The following is a 14352-nucleotide window of genomic DNA, read 5'->3' as shown; positions in this document are numbered from 1 at the left end:
AAAGATCCATAAAAAGAATTCAGTAAAACACTGAATTCTTTTACACGTATTTTTATTTGTTAATCCATTTAGAAATAATAGGAATTTGTTGTGCCTATTAAAATATGTACTGTTGGTAATTATAACATGAAAATGGATTGTAATAGAATAATGCATAAAAAAGAACAAGTAATAAATTAAACAAAAGCTTTATTTTATTATAGATAAATAGGTGACTCAGCAATTGTGCTAGCCGAGTCACCTAGTACTATGGAACCAAATAATGTTCTTTTTCTATATGTAGTTATGTGGAGTTCTTAGAGGCTAGCCCAATAGACAGTTAAGGGATAAATAAAATCATTTTAGAGAGTTTTACATTTTATTATGTTAATGCTACAACAGCAAGAGTTAAGCCCAATGTATTTAATGTATTAGAATATGGTCCTACATTAACAGTAAGAGTACTTGTTATACCTAAAGGTGTAGTGAAAATAGCGGGTGCTGATACAGAAGTGAATCCTGCAGTATATCCCAGAGAAGTACCAGAGCCAATGATTGGATTATTATTAAGATACATAGTGATACCTGCCGAATTACCTCCTGGTTGAATGATAACTTGCACTTCATAGATTGCCAAATAGGTTCTTCCACCTTCAAGTAAAACAGTTGTTGGTGGTGTGAATGAGATTGCCGTACCATTAGAATTTACCACGGTATCTAGTGGAATCGCAGAATTTACAGAAACTATTGATGGGGTAGTTTGAACAACATTTAAACTGTTAGCCGTGGGGGATGGACAAGTGCAAGGTTTGTGAATGTTAGGGTTATTATCATTTTGGTAATTCACAAATAATCAAGCTCCTTTGCGTAAGATAATTTTTTATCCTATATAAAACGTAGCTTTTTTGTATCTAAGTTATTTTTAAAGAGAAGTTGAATATTGTTGGTCAGTTAACTTTTAAAAGCATTTGATACTCTGGGATTTAAAAGTGCATCTGATAAATATATATGAATGTTTTTTAAGGACATTACTGTAAGTTTGGAAACATAATAAAATCGTTATTTGAAACTGTTCATGAAAAAAGAGCACCATCAATACATTTTATATTCTGTTTTGAGCTACGATTTTAATATTCTCTGGTGGAATGATATCTTGAATTTTTTCTTTTAAATCTACTTGGACCATTTCTTCAAGATGTTCAAGTGAAACTTCAAAGTTTATACATTCCGCAGATGCGATGCTTAATAAAGAATAATTTTCATTCTTTTTAACGACAAGATATTGCGATTGATCTGTTATTACTATACACCCTTGTTGAATGCCTAATTTACGATCGTCTTCAAAAGTCATAAATGTTTCTCCTTTTATATGTATTGCCGATAAATAGTTTACTACATAAATACATTGGCTCATATTGAGAAACCTTACATTAGTATTACAATTTCATACGGTTTCTGAATATCTTATGGGCTAGTAATACGGAGAGTGTAAGAAGGTTCAATTGAATATTTAACAAAATCCTTATTTGAAAACAAGAAGCCCTAGAGTTAGGGCTCTAGGGCTTCTTGTTTTGGTATTCTCACATGGTTTTTCAAAAAGAATAGAACATATTGAAGATAACATGTGAATGTTTCATAAATGTATCAAACAAGTGAACAAAATTGTTATTGTAGAAGTAGTAGAAATGAAGTTTCTATTAGTTAAGTGCGTAAAAGGTATTATTTCCAGTAGATAAAATGCGCATGGGGCACCTAATCATTATTATACCAGAGGAAAAGAATATGTTATGAACTTCGGTGAATGAAAAAATGAATATTTCACTTTAAGCGAAGTTAATGAAAATAAAAACTTCATTTTAGTAGGTGAGGAGGATGAATGATGGTTGTAGAAGCAAAGGTGAAATTTGAATTAGATGAAGAACAAAAATTACAGTTTCAAAATGTAAGAGAAAATGAAGGGGAACAAGAAGCGTTTTACTTTCTAGAAGAATTGATAATGAAAGAGATTAATTTAGCTGAATTTTTGGAGATGGAGTATAAGGATAAAGAATAGCATTTCAGTCAAATCAAAAGGGGGAACCTGTGATGGAAGTAGTGGAAATCGAAGGCCAGTTATCAATATTTGATATAGGTTAAACAAAATTTAAACTGTACGAAGTCTTAGAAGCGAAATACCTAGAACATCATAACAAATATAGTTGACTATGTTTGTCAAATTTTGTTGGATTCTTTAGAAAAGTAGTATTGCAGAGAGAAACACAATGATTTGGAAAAGATTATTATACGGGACTTATTAAGAGAATGTAGGAATTGATAAAGCTTAACAAAATAGTTATTTTGCATAAAAAAACAGGAGTGCGTGACCAAAGCACTCCATGTCGCTAATGACAACACCTATAAAAGTATATGAATGATTTTCATAAATATGTTGTTAAAACTTGAAACAAAATAGTTAGTTATTTGAATAGAAAGAGATTCAAGAATTATAAGGTGAAAAGCGTCATGTATTATCCATTGTAATTAAATATTCATAGTATGAAAGATGGAAGACAAAATATTTAAAGGATGAGGTGAATATAGGATGTTTTTTGATTTTTTTTATAATAAAACGCAAATGCGCCCTTTAGGAGGATCGGGGCCTGCACAAAGTACTATTCAAGCAGTTCATCAGGCTATACAAGCACAACAACAAGCGCTGCAATCACAGCACACGCAACAAAGTTATACCCCAGCACAATCATATTATTCTTTACAACCTTATACCCCAGCACAATCATATTATTCTTTACAACCTTATACCCCAGCACAATCATATTATTCTTTACAACCTTATTACCCAACACAATCGTATTACCCAATGTAGATTATCCAGAATAGAATATTCTTTTTATTGATTTCGTATGAAACTATATATTTTTTATAGTAATAAAAATAATAAAGTGGATTTAAATAAAAAAGGGTACACATATAAGTGTGCATTTAGATTAACAGGATTGAACGTATGGACTGGATTGCCCTATACAATATGCTTGTCTAATTAGAAGGTGAAGTTTTTTTATAATATCAACGGAAAATCAACAAAAACGCTATAGTAGTAAATAAATAAAAAAGGACCTGCTGTGGGAGAACAGGTCCGTTACAAAAATGCCTATGAGGAAAATCAATGTCACCAATATAGTATCAATAAACGAGAATTCATTTCAGGTGCTAAGTATTGAGAAATAAAAAATATTTGGCGCAACAAAGTGGTCAACTTTATTAGCTAACCACCTGTTACACAAAAGAAAATTAGGCCCTGCAAGTTAGGATGTGTAACTTAAAGTTACAGTTATAGTGTAAGCCAGATTTGAAATGTTATACGAAAGTTATTTTGATAAAAACCTCATTTTGTAGAAATAAGGAAAATAAAAAAGTACTATGCATAAGTGCTCTTTAAGAAAGGAGGTAACTCTTTAAGCGGAACGTTCAGGTTAGAAATATATGATGTGAAAAGGAAATGAGAACAAAATTTCATTTTAGATTTAATACAAAAGAGCAGCTAGCAAAAGCTAACCGCTCTTCAGAAAAACATTAAGAAGGAAGTTCAGAACTCAAGTGTATTTATAGTATGGACATAATTTGAAGGTCTATTCAGAAAAAAATTATAAAGAGCAACCACTCAGGTTGCTCTACAGATAGGAGATAACTCAGTGAACAAAATGAACACGTTAAAAATGTATGTAACAAATAGGAAAATAAGAACAAAAAAGCAGCTAGCAAAAGCTAACTGCCCTGGTGAATAAGAAGAACACAATGGTCATTCGTATTCAACCTTGGTGTACTTATATTGTTAACACTTTTTAGAAATTTATTCAATAAAAGAGCAGCTAGCAAGAGCTAACTGCTCGACTCTCGACCAAGAGAGCTAGAGTGGGAAGAATTTAAAGCTGACTTTTTAAAGTCGTATATAGTATCGGTGAAATTTAGAGATTTATTCGTGTAAAGCATAAAAAGAGCAGCTAGTAAAAGCTAGCTGCTAAGCTTTCGGGTATGAAGGGGAATCAGAAACTGTATATACATTATTAACGGAATGTTGTGTTTTATTCAGTAGTAGCCTAATTTGCTACTACTTGATCTTGATCTGCAACATCAGAATCAAATGTATTCGTTGCACTAACACCATTAAAATTATTAACGATAAAAGCGGCATTGGAACCGCCCGAGCCATTATAAGATTTTGTATTTGCTTTTGGAGAAACGTTATAAAAATCACCTAAGTTGAAAGAACCGTTACTGGTTTGTAAGACAAGGTTTCCAAGAATAGCTGGCATAGCTTTCACCTACTTTCTTAGGGAGTATTTAAATTAGTATATGGTGTATGTGTCTAGAGGTTCATTTGAAACGGAGAATTTTGAAATGAAGTTTGATTGAAAACTCAATAAAATAATCACTTGAATAGAAAGCGAGTTAAAAGAATAGAAAAAGAACGCCCAGGAAAGCGTTCCTTGATCAAGACTCATATCGAAAAAGCGAAAATGTGACAGCGATATATATTATTTAAGTTTTGAGTGTATGTGCAAGTTTAAAACAAAATCCTTATTTGAACAGAAAAAAAGACCGCATGGGAAAGCGCTCTTTGACCAAGATATATTAAAAAGTATCGGCAATTAAATTTTATGTATGTTTTCAGTGTATGTGCAAGTCTGAATAAAATCTTTATTTTATCAATTTATAGGTTGATACAGTTCCCCAAACGAAAAGAACCAAGTAAAAAAGTCTTTGTAGTAGACCTGCAGGTAAGGGGAAAAGAAAAACAAGTGAGATAAGGATAGTTATTACTATTAAGCTTAGTAAACAGAAATATGTCCATTTTCTAGTTTTTTTAAGATTCTTAGCAAAAATAAATAGTCCTGGAAATACCGTAAGCATGCCTATCCAAACTAGAATGGAATGTCCAATTAGGTTTACATCTGCAGGAATTAATCCTGAAACTATAGTAGAGATTCCTATTATAAGTATAAAAAATGTTGCTATTCTATTAATTCTTGTTTTTTCTAGATGTTGTGAAATATATAGTACTCCAATACAAAATGTTATTCCATTAACAATAAAGAGTATATTCATCCCAAAATGATTAGGGGAGCATATTTCATACGGAGCTATTTCGTAGGTGAATTCTCCGCAGGTTGTTACACCTAGATCACTCATTGCATGATGCAAATAGTTATAAGGTGCTGTAGAAGTGAAAATAAAGAAAGGTTCAATTAAAAAGTATAGACAAGTTGCAATCCAGCTAAATAAGCCAATTTTATTTGATATATACATTAGATACCTCCTTTGAAAAAAAGTATATTTCCATTATAGGTGGTTACATCATCAAAAGTGAAAATTTTCAAGTTGAAAGTCGATAACTCTGTTCAATAATATAGGATTTTCTAAAAAAATGTGATTAGCGGAAAGACGTATAAAAAATGGATGGGGCAGAACCTAACAAAATAGTTATTTGAATTAGTTTTATTAATAAAAAGAGCACACTTGTATATGTGCTCTCAATAAGGTAGATGAATGTCTCATGAAACAGAAAAATCCAAAAAGTTGTAATCAGATTTTCATGAGTAAATTTTTAATATTGTATTCCTTATGTGAATTTATGGAGCCTGTCATTAAAGAAACGATGCGAGTTGGAGTTTTAACCCAAACGATATTTCATAATAAGCGAAAAGGAGCACACATATAAGCATGCTCTTTGATAAGAAAGGTAGATCTCTATGAGCGGAGAGACTACATACAATATCCATATGTTTGTTTCTTTTAAATGTGAAGAAAAAATCAACAAAAGGCCAATGTAAACTCAATAAAAATTCAACAAAAACGCTATTTTATTAGACTGCGAGATGGTGATATGAGTCTTACTTTTATAGAGATATTTGTAGGTCGTGAGAGTAGTACCTTCACGACCTACAATATCCCTAATTCCTTTAATGGCGTTTCTAGTTATTTTAATAAAATTTCATGTTCTGGTTCTAAATGGATTAGTATGTGAGCACGATTAAATTGTTTCTTAATATTTTTCTCTATCCGATCACATAATTCATGGGCAGTTTCAATGTTATAGTGAGATGAAACGACAAGATGAAAATCTATGTATTCAGTTGGACCAGAACGTCTTGAACGAAAATCATGAAACTCAATATATTCATCTCTATAAGATTCTATAATTTTTATGATTTTTTGTTCCTCTACTGGTAATAAACGTGCATCAATTAATGGGGGAAAGGACTCCTTCATTAATTCGAAGGCTTCAGTCATGATATAAACAGCTAAAATAATTCCAATGATTGGGTCTAGGAAATACCATTCTGTTATACTAACTAAAAGTAAGCTGATTGCAACACCTAAAGAAGTGTATACATCAGTGAGTAAATGTAGTGCATTAGATTTCATTGCAATAGAATTTGTTTTTTCAGCAGTTCTGTTAACAATTCGTGATACTACAAAATTGATGAGTGCTCCAATCAACATAACAACTATTCCTAAAAATGGGAGATGAATGGGTTCGGGGTGTATCAATTTAAGGGTACATTCATAAATAATCCAAAAACCAGCTATAAAAATTAATAATGTTTCGATTGTTCCAGAAATATTTTCTACTTTTCCATGTCCATAGGGATGTAATTTATCCGCTGGTTTATTTGAAATTCGGACAGAAAAGAAAGCGATGATTGAAGCTAATAAATCTAAAGAGGAATGAATTGCTTCGGAAAGAATAGCTACTGAACCAGTAAAAATACCAATAACAACTTTTAAAATGACGATAAAAGTGTTACTTAATACTGACGAAAAAGCTACTTTTGATGAATTCATTGTTACATATCCCCCCTACCTTTTATTAATTATTTTTTATGTTATCAGTTCAATATACAGTGGGTCTATAGCAATCTTTTTGCAAAAGACAATAAAAATTGAAAAGGTTTCAATATGTTTCCCGTGGGCATATTTAATTGTTAACCAAAAAATTGAAATATAAGTTAATAAAATGAATTAAAGACAGGGAATAAGAGGTGCCTAGTGCTTTTGATAAGTTATCTTCGGTGCAAAACTAAAAGCAGCTAGCAAAAGCTAGCTGCTAAGCCTTCGGGTATGAAGGGAAATCAGAAACTGTATATACATTATTAACGGTATATTGGGTTTTATTCAGGTGTAGAGGGAAATAAATAAATTTAGGCTGTTCCAACTTGGCTTTGGTCGGCAACATCAGAATCAAATGTGTTTGTTGCACTAACACCGTTAAATGTATTAAGAACAAAAGCGACATTAGATGAACCCGAACCATTATAAGCTTTTGTATTTTCTTTTGGAGAAACGTTATAAAAATCACCTAAGTTGAAAGAACCGTTACTATTTTGTACAACCATATTTCCGACAATAGATGGCATAGCTTTCACCTTCTTTCTTAGGGAGTATTTATATTAGTATATGGTGTATGTGTCTAGAGGTTCATTTAAGTTTGAAAATTCAAAGATATAGCTTGTGAAAAACTTAATAAAATAATCCTTTTGTTTATAGAAAAACAAGCTACCTCGTTTCATTGATTGTGAATCTTTTCTAAGGTGTGGTTAAGGGGATGGGAATAAAAAGAATATTTTCGAGAGGAAAGGGATTTAATTTATGTTAGGAAATTAGTTTGATAAATTAAAAGAACCTAAATGTATACATAGATATAAACTTAATAAAAGTTATGACAATGAAGATTTTAGAACTGGTAAGATGGGGATAGTTAGTTATTATAAATGTGAAAAGTGTGGGAAAGAGAAGGAAATCAGCAAATATACTAATGATGTTAATAGTGACTATTGGGATGTTTAAAATAACATTCGAATATAGTCCGGCTAGAAAACTAGAGGACAACAATTCATTAAAGTAGCAATTAAAGCTGTTTTAGGAATAGGTGTCCTTTTTATTTCGTTTTAAAATTAGAACACAATAATATGAAATGCTCATAAAATCATTCTTGCTATACATGATAATAGTATAAACTCTATATTTCTTTTAATAATTTAGGGTTATATCTTTTCTGCATCAGCCGCTTTTAACCACGCTTCGTAGAATTCTGTAACTGATGCATACCGTTCTGCCCGATTGTCATTTACAGCACGATACGCTACCTCATATAATTCCTTACTTGCTTCCCATTTTATAAAAGAACGATCTTTTTCACCGCCTAAGAGTGAGAAAGCCATTGCTCCCATATTAAATACATTTGTTCTTTCATCAATTATTGCGTTTAGTTCAAATTCCTCTGGTGACATAAAACGGGAGGAACCCCATAGCCGGCCCATTTTATTTATGTAAGGTTTCTTACTGTAGAAATCTATATCACAAATTTTTGTTTCGTTTGTATTAAAATTATATAAAATACTACCGTCATAAAAATCTATCGCTACATAATTTTTCTTTTCTACATAAGTATGGAAAGAAAAAATGGAATGTAAGGAATGAACTCGTTCTATAGCAGATAAATGTCTAAATTTATAAAATGGAGAGTTTGGATTTTTATATTTCTCAGGAGGTGGGAAGCGCCAATGCGAATGAAGACATTCACCATCAAACCAATCGAAAATTAATACATATCCAGATTGAACTGGAAAATGATCAATTAATTTTATGAGCGATTCATGCTTTAAATCTTCATAAATAGTAACTGAATTTTTTAGCCTTTCAATAGCATCACCCGTTGTTCCTTCATATGCAATTGTTTGTGCTCCTGCGTATTTGATAAATTTCTTATGCCCATCTTTTTCTACACCAAAACTTATATTACCTGAATCTTGCTGGTCAAAAACTGCAAATACGGTACCTAATTTAATAAGCCAATCAAAATTATAATGTTCTTTTAATTGGAATATTACACTATTTAACTGAACTTCGACGGAATTATCTTTCATAGATTACCTCACATTTAATATAATTAAGTTGTACATTCCACTATTCGACATATTTTATGGAAGTCCTATGCTAACAACATAAAATTTTATAAATATACTGATAAATACTTATAGAGAGGTGAGTACAATGGACCAACAAATTGTTATTAAACCGTATCAAAAAGACTGGGTTGAAGAGTATATAAAAGAAGAAGAGAAATTCTGTTCCTTGTTAGGACAAGGAATAATCGCTGTTGAACATATAGGGAGCACAGCAGTAGAAGGATTAGGAGCTAAACCTCTTATTGATATGATGATTGGCGTAACAGACTTACAAATTACTGAAAACTGGATTGAAGTTCTATCGGAAATTGGATATGAGTATGTTCCAAAAGATGCAACCAATTGGCGTTTTTTTAGAAAGGGAAAATGGAGAGCAGGTACTCATCATTTGCATGTTTATATTTATAATAGTGACGAGTGGAGAAACAATATTTTATTTCGCAACTTTCTAATAAGCCATAAATGGGCACGTAAAGAATATAGAGAATTAAAAGAGAGGCTTGCTATTACATATGCTTTTGATCGTGTTTCATATACAAAGGCAAAAGCGCCGTTTATTCAAAACATAATAAAGTTAGCTGAAAAAAATCAATAATAGTTGTCAGTGATATTGAAATTCTCATTTTATTTTAATCTTTCTCTCATTTTATTTTCTTTTTTATTTGATAGACTGCTTGTTACAAAGCCTTTATTAGTAAGGAGATTAAATAAAATGGAGAAGATATTAAGAAATAAATATTTCCATGTGTGTGTTAAAATTATAGGTATTACTATTATTATTTGTAGTGTAGAGATGCTATTTATTAATGTTATGTACGGCAATGTTCTGAATGTAAAATGGTTAAATAAAAAATTAGGCTCTTTTGGTGAATATGGGGCTATTATCGCTGCTTCATTATGGTTTTTACGCCATATATGGGTGTTTTTAAAGAAGAAAAATATACAAGGGTTTAAAAAAGTTAAAGAAGTGTATCTATTTGCAAAAAAGTTTCATGTATTAATTGGATACGCTATAATAGCTGTTGCAATTACTCATGGTGTTTACTTTTTTATAAAAGGGAGTCGTCATATTTTACTCATATACAGTGGTATATTTTCTCTATTAGCCTTAATTGTACTAGGGGTTTTTGGGTTTTCTTTACAGCAAGTAAATAAAAAAGAAAAATTTATGATGTATAGAAAAGTGCATCAAATCATTGTAATTATATTTGGAATAGGATTATTTATTCATTTAATTGTCTAGGAGGAACTATCGTTGCAACACATTTTAATTATTGAGGATGAGGAAAGTTTAGCAGATTTTCTAGAATTAGAACTAAAATATGAAGGGTATAAAGTAGATATACAACTAGATGGAAGAAAAGGGTTAAGCGCAGCACTTGAAAAGAATTACGATCTCATTTTGCTTGATTTAATGCTGCCTGGATTAAATGGACTAGAGGTATGTCGTCGACTAAGAGCGACTAAAAATACACCTATTATTATGCTGACTGCTCGTGATAGTATTATGGACCGTGTGACAGGTTTAGATAGTGGAGCGGATGATTATCTTCCGAAACCATTTGCAATTGAAGAACTGTTAGCACGTATGAGAGTGATATTTAGAAGAGAAGAACATATTGAAAACAAGCAGGTTTCATTTCTTACATTCAAAGATTTGCAGCTTCAGATTGAATCTCGAACTATAACTAAAGGAAATGAAGAAATTGAACTTACAAATAAAGAATTCGAGTTATTGCTTATGTTTATGAAAAATATTAATCGCGTACTTACTCGTGATGTTTTACTGGATCAAGTATGGGGATATGATGCAATTGTTGAGACAAATATTGTTGATGTATATGTTCGTTATTTGCGAAACAAGTTACATAGTGTAGATAAGGAGGAGTATATCCAAACAGTGCGTGGTGCGGGATATATAATGAAATGATAAAAAATATTATGTTTCGAATTCGAAATCTACCTATAAAGTGGAAACTAACACTTTGGTCCACTACACTAGTATTTATTTTATTCATCTTATATAGTGCTTTGCAGTTTATTGTAATTAATAAGTGGACTATAGATTATGAACAGAAACAAATAAATAGGCAAGTTACGGAAATAGCGGCATATTTCCAAGATAAAAATGATACCCTTTCGAGTAAAACATTTAAAAACAGTAAAGATTTTCTAAACAATATGATTGATAAGCATCAAATGATTCGTATTATTGACATGGATGGGGAGCCGATTATTACTGTTTCACGAGATTTTAATGAAACGTGGATAAAGCCGAAACAGGTTATAAAAGATGAGTCATTTATAAAAAGGCATTTAGAAGATCGAATATTAGTTAAGCGCATACCAATTAAAACGAAAGAGTTTACTGGAACTATTGAACTTACGAAAAACCTAGAGACATTTGATTATTTATTAAAAGTTATTTTAGTGGTAATGCTTATTGCTGGAATATTTGGATTGATATTTAGTTTTTTAGGTGGGATTCTTATAACGAAGAAACTATTATCAAGTGTTCAAAATATAACAGATACGATGAAACGTATTAAAAAGAATGGACTAAATGAACGGGTTCCAGTACGAGAAAATAATGATGAGCTTGCAAAATTATCATTTCTCTTTAACGAGATGATGGATGAAGTAGAAACTTCTTTTACACAACAGAAACAGTTTGTCGAAGACGCATCTCATGAACTAAGAACACCGTTAACAATTATTCATGGTCACTTAGCGATGTTAAACCGATGGGGGAAAAATGATCCAGCAGTATTAGATAAATCTCTTCAATCTAGTTTAAAGGAAGTAGATCGTTTAAATAAATTAGTTTCAGAATTGCTAGAACTATCAAGAGCTGAATCTGAACAATTGCATCCAATAGCAGCTGAGCCAGTTCATGTAAATAGCGTATTAAAACATGTTACACAAAACTTTGTAGTACTCCAAAGTGATTTTCAATTTGATATGAAATTCGGGGATGACGAGGCTTATGTGTCAATGCCATCATCTTACTTAGAACAAATTATTATTATCATAATGGATAATGCAGTTAAGCATACAAAAGAGGTTAATAAATATATTTGCATAAAATCCAGTTTACAATCAGGGAAAGTTACAATTCGTGTAATAGATCATGGAGCGGGAATACCTGAATCCGATTTACCATTTGTTCTTAATCGGTTTTACCGAGTTGACAAAGCGAGAAGTCGAAAACAAGGTGGAAACGGACTAGGTTTGTCTATTGCAAAACGACTTGTAGAAAAATATAACGGAGCTATTAAAATAGAGAGTAAAGAAAATGAAGGAACAATCGTTACGATTACATTACCATGTATAATAAAATAAGCCTTCAAAGAAGGGGTGCTTCTTGCATTCCTTCTTTTTTTACGATCAAATCATTTTGTTTATTTCGAAATTTCTAGTACATTAAAATTATTAAGGGGGAATAATAATGAAAGCTATCGTACATCAATATAAAACTGGGTTTGACGGTGTAGAATATAAAATATCACCTGAGAGAGCACTTAATGATGGGGAAGTTAAAGTGAAATTAAAATCAGCAGGCTTAAATCATCGGGATTTATTTATTATGAATAATAGAAAAGAAATGCAATTACCTTTAATCTTAGGATCAGATGGTGCAGGTATTGTTACGGAAATTGGAAACGGTGTTTCTGATAACATATTACATACAGAAGTTATTATTAATCCTAGTATTGGATGGGAACATGCTACTGAAGTACCGGAGTTACCGGAAGTGCTAGGTGGACCGAAAGATGGAACGTTTGCTGAATATGTAATTGTACCAGCTGAAAATGTAGTAGAAAGGCCGTCATATCTTACTTGGGAAGAATCAGGTGTTTTATCTTTATCCGCATTAACTGCATATAGAGCGCTTTTTACAAAAGGGAGATTGAAGTGCGGCGAACACGTTTTAATTCCGGGAATAGGCGGTGGTGTTGCTACATTTGCCATGTTATTCGCGAAAGCAATTGGCGCAAAAGTGAGTGTTACTTCAAGGGTAGAGAATAAAAGGGAACTTGCTGCAAAATATGGTGCAGATATTTCTTTTCATAGTGCTGGAAATTGGGAAGAGGGCTTACAAGGTGAAAAAGTAGATTTAATAATAGATAGTATAGGTCCAGCAACTTTTTTGAAATATTTTGATGTATTAAAACCAAACGGAAGAATCGTGAATTTTGGTGCAAGCTCAGGAGATAAAATTGAATTACCATTACGCGCGCTATTTTACAATCAAATTGATATTATGGGAACATCCATGGGTAGCCGTGAGGAATTTAATGAGATGATAAAGTTTATAGAAAAATATCAAATTAAACCAATTATTGACAAAGTTTACTCGTTAGAAGAAGCAATTCGAGCACTAAGCCGTATGGAACATGGAGAACAATTTGGAAATATTGTACTTCAAATGAATTAAAAAATATGATTTTGCAATTAGTATATTTAAATGAATATGTTATGTATTCCAAACATGAAAAAAAAACGAATCGCCTTATTATAAAGGTTTACGAACTTTATACATAAATAGCGTATAAAATTTGTTTTATAATTGTCACATGAGTAATAGTAAAATGAGAATTAGATGAGAAAAGTTTAAGCCCATTTTCATAATGGTATTGTATACTGTGTAAATCAAGAACACTTGTAAGTAGGGAGAGAGTATTATGAATTACACAGTATTTCAGTGGTTTAATAATTTTGCTGATTCATCCAAACTATTAGATACGATAATGGTTGCTATTACAAATAGCGCTGCATACGTAGCCATTTTATTTATGCTTATCTTATGGTTTAATAATGGAAAGAAAGAGAACGCAATTAGAAAACAATATACAGTTTTATATACGACGCTTTCGGTTATTATTGCATTCTTAGTAAATGTTCTTATACACGCAGTATATTACCATCCGCGTCCGTTTGTATCACATGATGTACACCAATTAGTACCACACGCAGCGGATTCATCATTCGTTAGTGATCATTCTGTACTTGTATTTTCAATTGCTTTCGTATTTATTCTTAGAGGAGAAAAACTGAAATATATCGCGCTATTATGGGCTGTGTTAGTCGGTATATCACGTATGTACGTAGGTGTTCATTATCCTTTAGATATACTTGGTGCAGCATTCTTAACACTTGTTACGAGCGGTTTAGTAATGCAAAGTACACGTATGTTTGAACCAATAGCGAAATTTGTATTCAAAATGTATGCATTAGTAGCGAGACGAATTCCTTTCTTAGCAAAATATAACCATATCGCATAATTTTCTTATAAAAAGTTCCCATTTGGAAATCCAGATGGGAACTTTTTATAGTAAATAAGAAAAGAGTTTAGAGTGCTATGCAATCAAGTTTTGGTGAAGTTAATATTCAGAAATTTCACGCA

Annotated in this window: 15 protein-coding genes; 8 read left to right on the top strand and 7 right to left on the bottom strand. The window is 31.5% G+C overall.

Going from position 1 to position 14352, the window contains the following annotated elements; translation table 11 throughout:
* Positions 1–361: 361 nt before the first annotated feature.
* Both B9A45_RS16395 and B9A45_RS16390 read right to left on the bottom strand, forming a co-directional pair.
* Positions 362–826 carry a hypothetical protein gene (locus tag B9A45_RS16395; protein ID WP_001109240.1) on the bottom strand — a complete coding sequence of 155 codons (465 nt, stop codon included), beginning with the start codon at positions 824–826 and terminating at the stop codon, positions 362–364.
* A 255-nt stretch (positions 827–1081) separates the two neighbouring features.
* Positions 1082–1330: a hypothetical protein gene (locus tag B9A45_RS16390; protein ID WP_000141879.1), complete on the bottom strand. Its 249-nt coding sequence runs from the start codon at positions 1328–1330 to the stop codon at positions 1082–1084.
* Positions 1331–1858: 528 nt separating this feature from the next.
* Between B9A45_RS16390 and B9A45_RS32205 the strand changes: the two genes are divergently transcribed.
* Both B9A45_RS32205 and B9A45_RS16385 read left to right on the top strand, forming a co-directional pair.
* Entirely contained in the window at positions 1859–2032 is a 174-nt protein-coding gene (locus B9A45_RS32205) for a hypothetical protein (protein WP_016110069.1), read from the top strand.
* A gap of 528 nt (positions 2033–2560) precedes the next feature.
* Positions 2561–2842 carry a DUF3947 family protein gene (locus B9A45_RS16385; RefSeq protein WP_084064259.1) on the top strand — a complete coding sequence of 94 codons (282 nt, stop codon included), beginning with the start codon at positions 2561–2563 and terminating at the stop codon, positions 2840–2842.
* A gap of 1231 nt (positions 2843–4073) precedes the next feature.
* On the opposite strand, the gene B9A45_RS16380 is transcribed toward B9A45_RS16385, so the two are convergent.
* From B9A45_RS16380 to B9A45_RS16355, 5 genes are all read right to left on the bottom strand, one after another.
* Positions 4074–4289, bottom strand: a complete 216-nt coding sequence (locus B9A45_RS16380; protein WP_001110933.1) for a spore germination protein — start codon at positions 4287–4289, stop codon at positions 4074–4076.
* 385 nt (positions 4290–4674) lie between these two features.
* Entirely contained in the window at positions 4675–5283 is a 609-nt protein-coding gene (locus B9A45_RS16375; RefSeq protein WP_000275956.1) for a DUF998 domain-containing protein, read from the bottom strand.
* 669 nt (positions 5284–5952) lie between these two features.
* Entirely contained in the window at positions 5953–6822 is an 870-nt protein-coding gene (locus B9A45_RS16370; RefSeq protein WP_016110071.1) for a cation diffusion facilitator family transporter, read from the bottom strand.
* A gap of 356 nt (positions 6823–7178) precedes the next feature.
* Positions 7179–7394 carry a spore germination protein gene (locus B9A45_RS16365; RefSeq protein WP_001139346.1) on the bottom strand — a complete coding sequence of 72 codons (216 nt, stop codon included), beginning with the start codon at positions 7392–7394 and terminating at the stop codon, positions 7179–7181.
* Between the two features lie 627 nt (positions 7395–8021).
* Entirely contained in the window at positions 8022–8903 is an 882-nt protein-coding gene (locus B9A45_RS16355) for a protein kinase domain-containing protein (RefSeq protein ID WP_084064258.1), read from the bottom strand.
* Positions 8904–9030: 127 nt separating this feature from the next.
* On the opposite strand from B9A45_RS16355, the gene B9A45_RS16350 reads away from it, so the two are divergent.
* From B9A45_RS16350 to B9A45_RS16325, 6 genes are all read left to right on the top strand, one after another.
* Positions 9031–9540, top strand: a complete 510-nt coding sequence (locus tag B9A45_RS16350; RefSeq protein WP_084064257.1) for a GrpB family protein — start codon at positions 9031–9033, stop codon at positions 9538–9540.
* Between the two features lie 117 nt (positions 9541–9657).
* Positions 9658–10188 carry a hypothetical protein gene (locus tag B9A45_RS16345; protein WP_053513024.1) on the top strand — a complete coding sequence of 177 codons (531 nt, stop codon included), beginning with the start codon at positions 9658–9660 and terminating at the stop codon, positions 10186–10188.
* 12 nt (positions 10189–10200) lie between these two features.
* Positions 10201–10875: a response regulator transcription factor gene (locus B9A45_RS16340; RefSeq protein ID WP_001163828.1), complete on the top strand. Its 675-nt coding sequence runs from the start codon at positions 10201–10203 to the stop codon at positions 10873–10875.
* The gene (locus B9A45_RS16335; protein ID WP_084064256.1) at positions 10872–12287 is read left to right on the top strand and encodes a HAMP domain-containing sensor histidine kinase; all 1416 of its coding nucleotides are present in this window, start codon (positions 10872–10874) and stop codon (positions 12285–12287) included. Before B9A45_RS16340 ends, B9A45_RS16335 begins: the two co-directional genes overlap by 4 nt.
* 106 nt (positions 12288–12393) lie before the next feature.
* A complete protein-coding gene (locus tag B9A45_RS16330; protein ID WP_000644549.1) occupies positions 12394–13383 on the top strand; it encodes a zinc-binding dehydrogenase in 990 nt (329 codons plus the stop codon).
* Between the two features lie 247 nt (positions 13384–13630).
* On the top strand, positions 13631–14230 hold the full coding sequence (locus B9A45_RS16325) for an undecaprenyl-diphosphatase (RefSeq protein WP_016110078.1): 600 nt from the start codon (positions 13631–13633) through the stop codon (positions 14228–14230).
* Positions 14231–14352: the final 122 nt, after the last annotated feature.

Source organism: Bacillus sp. JKS001846, from assembly GCF_900176455.1.
GTDB classification, from domain to species: domain Bacteria; phylum Bacillota; class Bacilli; order Bacillales; family Bacillaceae_G; genus Bacillus_A; species Bacillus_A cereus.
Note: the sequence above shows the minus strand (reverse complement) of the source record. Positions and strands in the feature narration are given on the sequence as shown.

Excerpts from the sequence above, each read along its gene's own strand:
- B9A45_RS16350 (WP_084064257.1), top strand. The coding sequence starts at position 9,031 with ATGGACCAACAAATTGTTATTAAACCGTATCAAAAAGACTGGGTTGAA.
- B9A45_RS16355 (WP_084064258.1), bottom strand. The coding sequence starts at position 8,903 with ATGAAAGATAATTCCGTCGAAGTTCAGTTAAATAGTGTAATATTCCAA.
- B9A45_RS32205 (WP_016110069.1), top strand. The coding sequence starts at position 1,859 with ATGGTTGTAGAAGCAAAGGTGAAATTTGAATTAGATGAAGAACAAAAA.
- B9A45_RS16330 (WP_000644549.1), top strand. The coding sequence starts at position 12,394 with ATGAAAGCTATCGTACATCAATATAAAACTGGGTTTGACGGTGTAGAA.
- B9A45_RS16325 (WP_016110078.1), top strand. The coding sequence starts at position 13,631 with ATGAATTACACAGTATTTCAGTGGTTTAATAATTTTGCTGATTCATCC.
- B9A45_RS16365 (WP_001139346.1), bottom strand. The coding sequence starts at position 7,394 with ATGCCATCTATTGTCGGAAATATGGTTGTACAAAATAGTAACGGTTCT.
- B9A45_RS16390 (WP_000141879.1), bottom strand. The coding sequence starts at position 1,330 with ATGACTTTTGAAGACGATCGTAAATTAGGCATTCAACAAGGGTGTATA.
- B9A45_RS16370 (WP_016110071.1), bottom strand. The coding sequence starts at position 6,822 with ATGAATTCATCAAAAGTAGCTTTTTCGTCAGTATTAAGTAACACTTTT.
- B9A45_RS16375 (WP_000275956.1), bottom strand. The coding sequence starts at position 5,283 with ATGTATATATCAAATAAAATTGGCTTATTTAGCTGGATTGCAACTTGT.
- B9A45_RS16335 (WP_084064256.1), top strand. The coding sequence starts at position 10,872 with ATGATAAAAAATATTATGTTTCGAATTCGAAATCTACCTATAAAGTGG.
- B9A45_RS16345 (WP_053513024.1), top strand. The coding sequence starts at position 9,658 with ATGGAGAAGATATTAAGAAATAAATATTTCCATGTGTGTGTTAAAATT.
- B9A45_RS16385 (WP_084064259.1), top strand. The coding sequence starts at position 2,561 with ATGTTTTTTGATTTTTTTTATAATAAAACGCAAATGCGCCCTTTAGGA.
- B9A45_RS16380 (WP_001110933.1), bottom strand. The coding sequence starts at position 4,289 with ATGCCAGCTATTCTTGGAAACCTTGTCTTACAAACCAGTAACGGTTCT.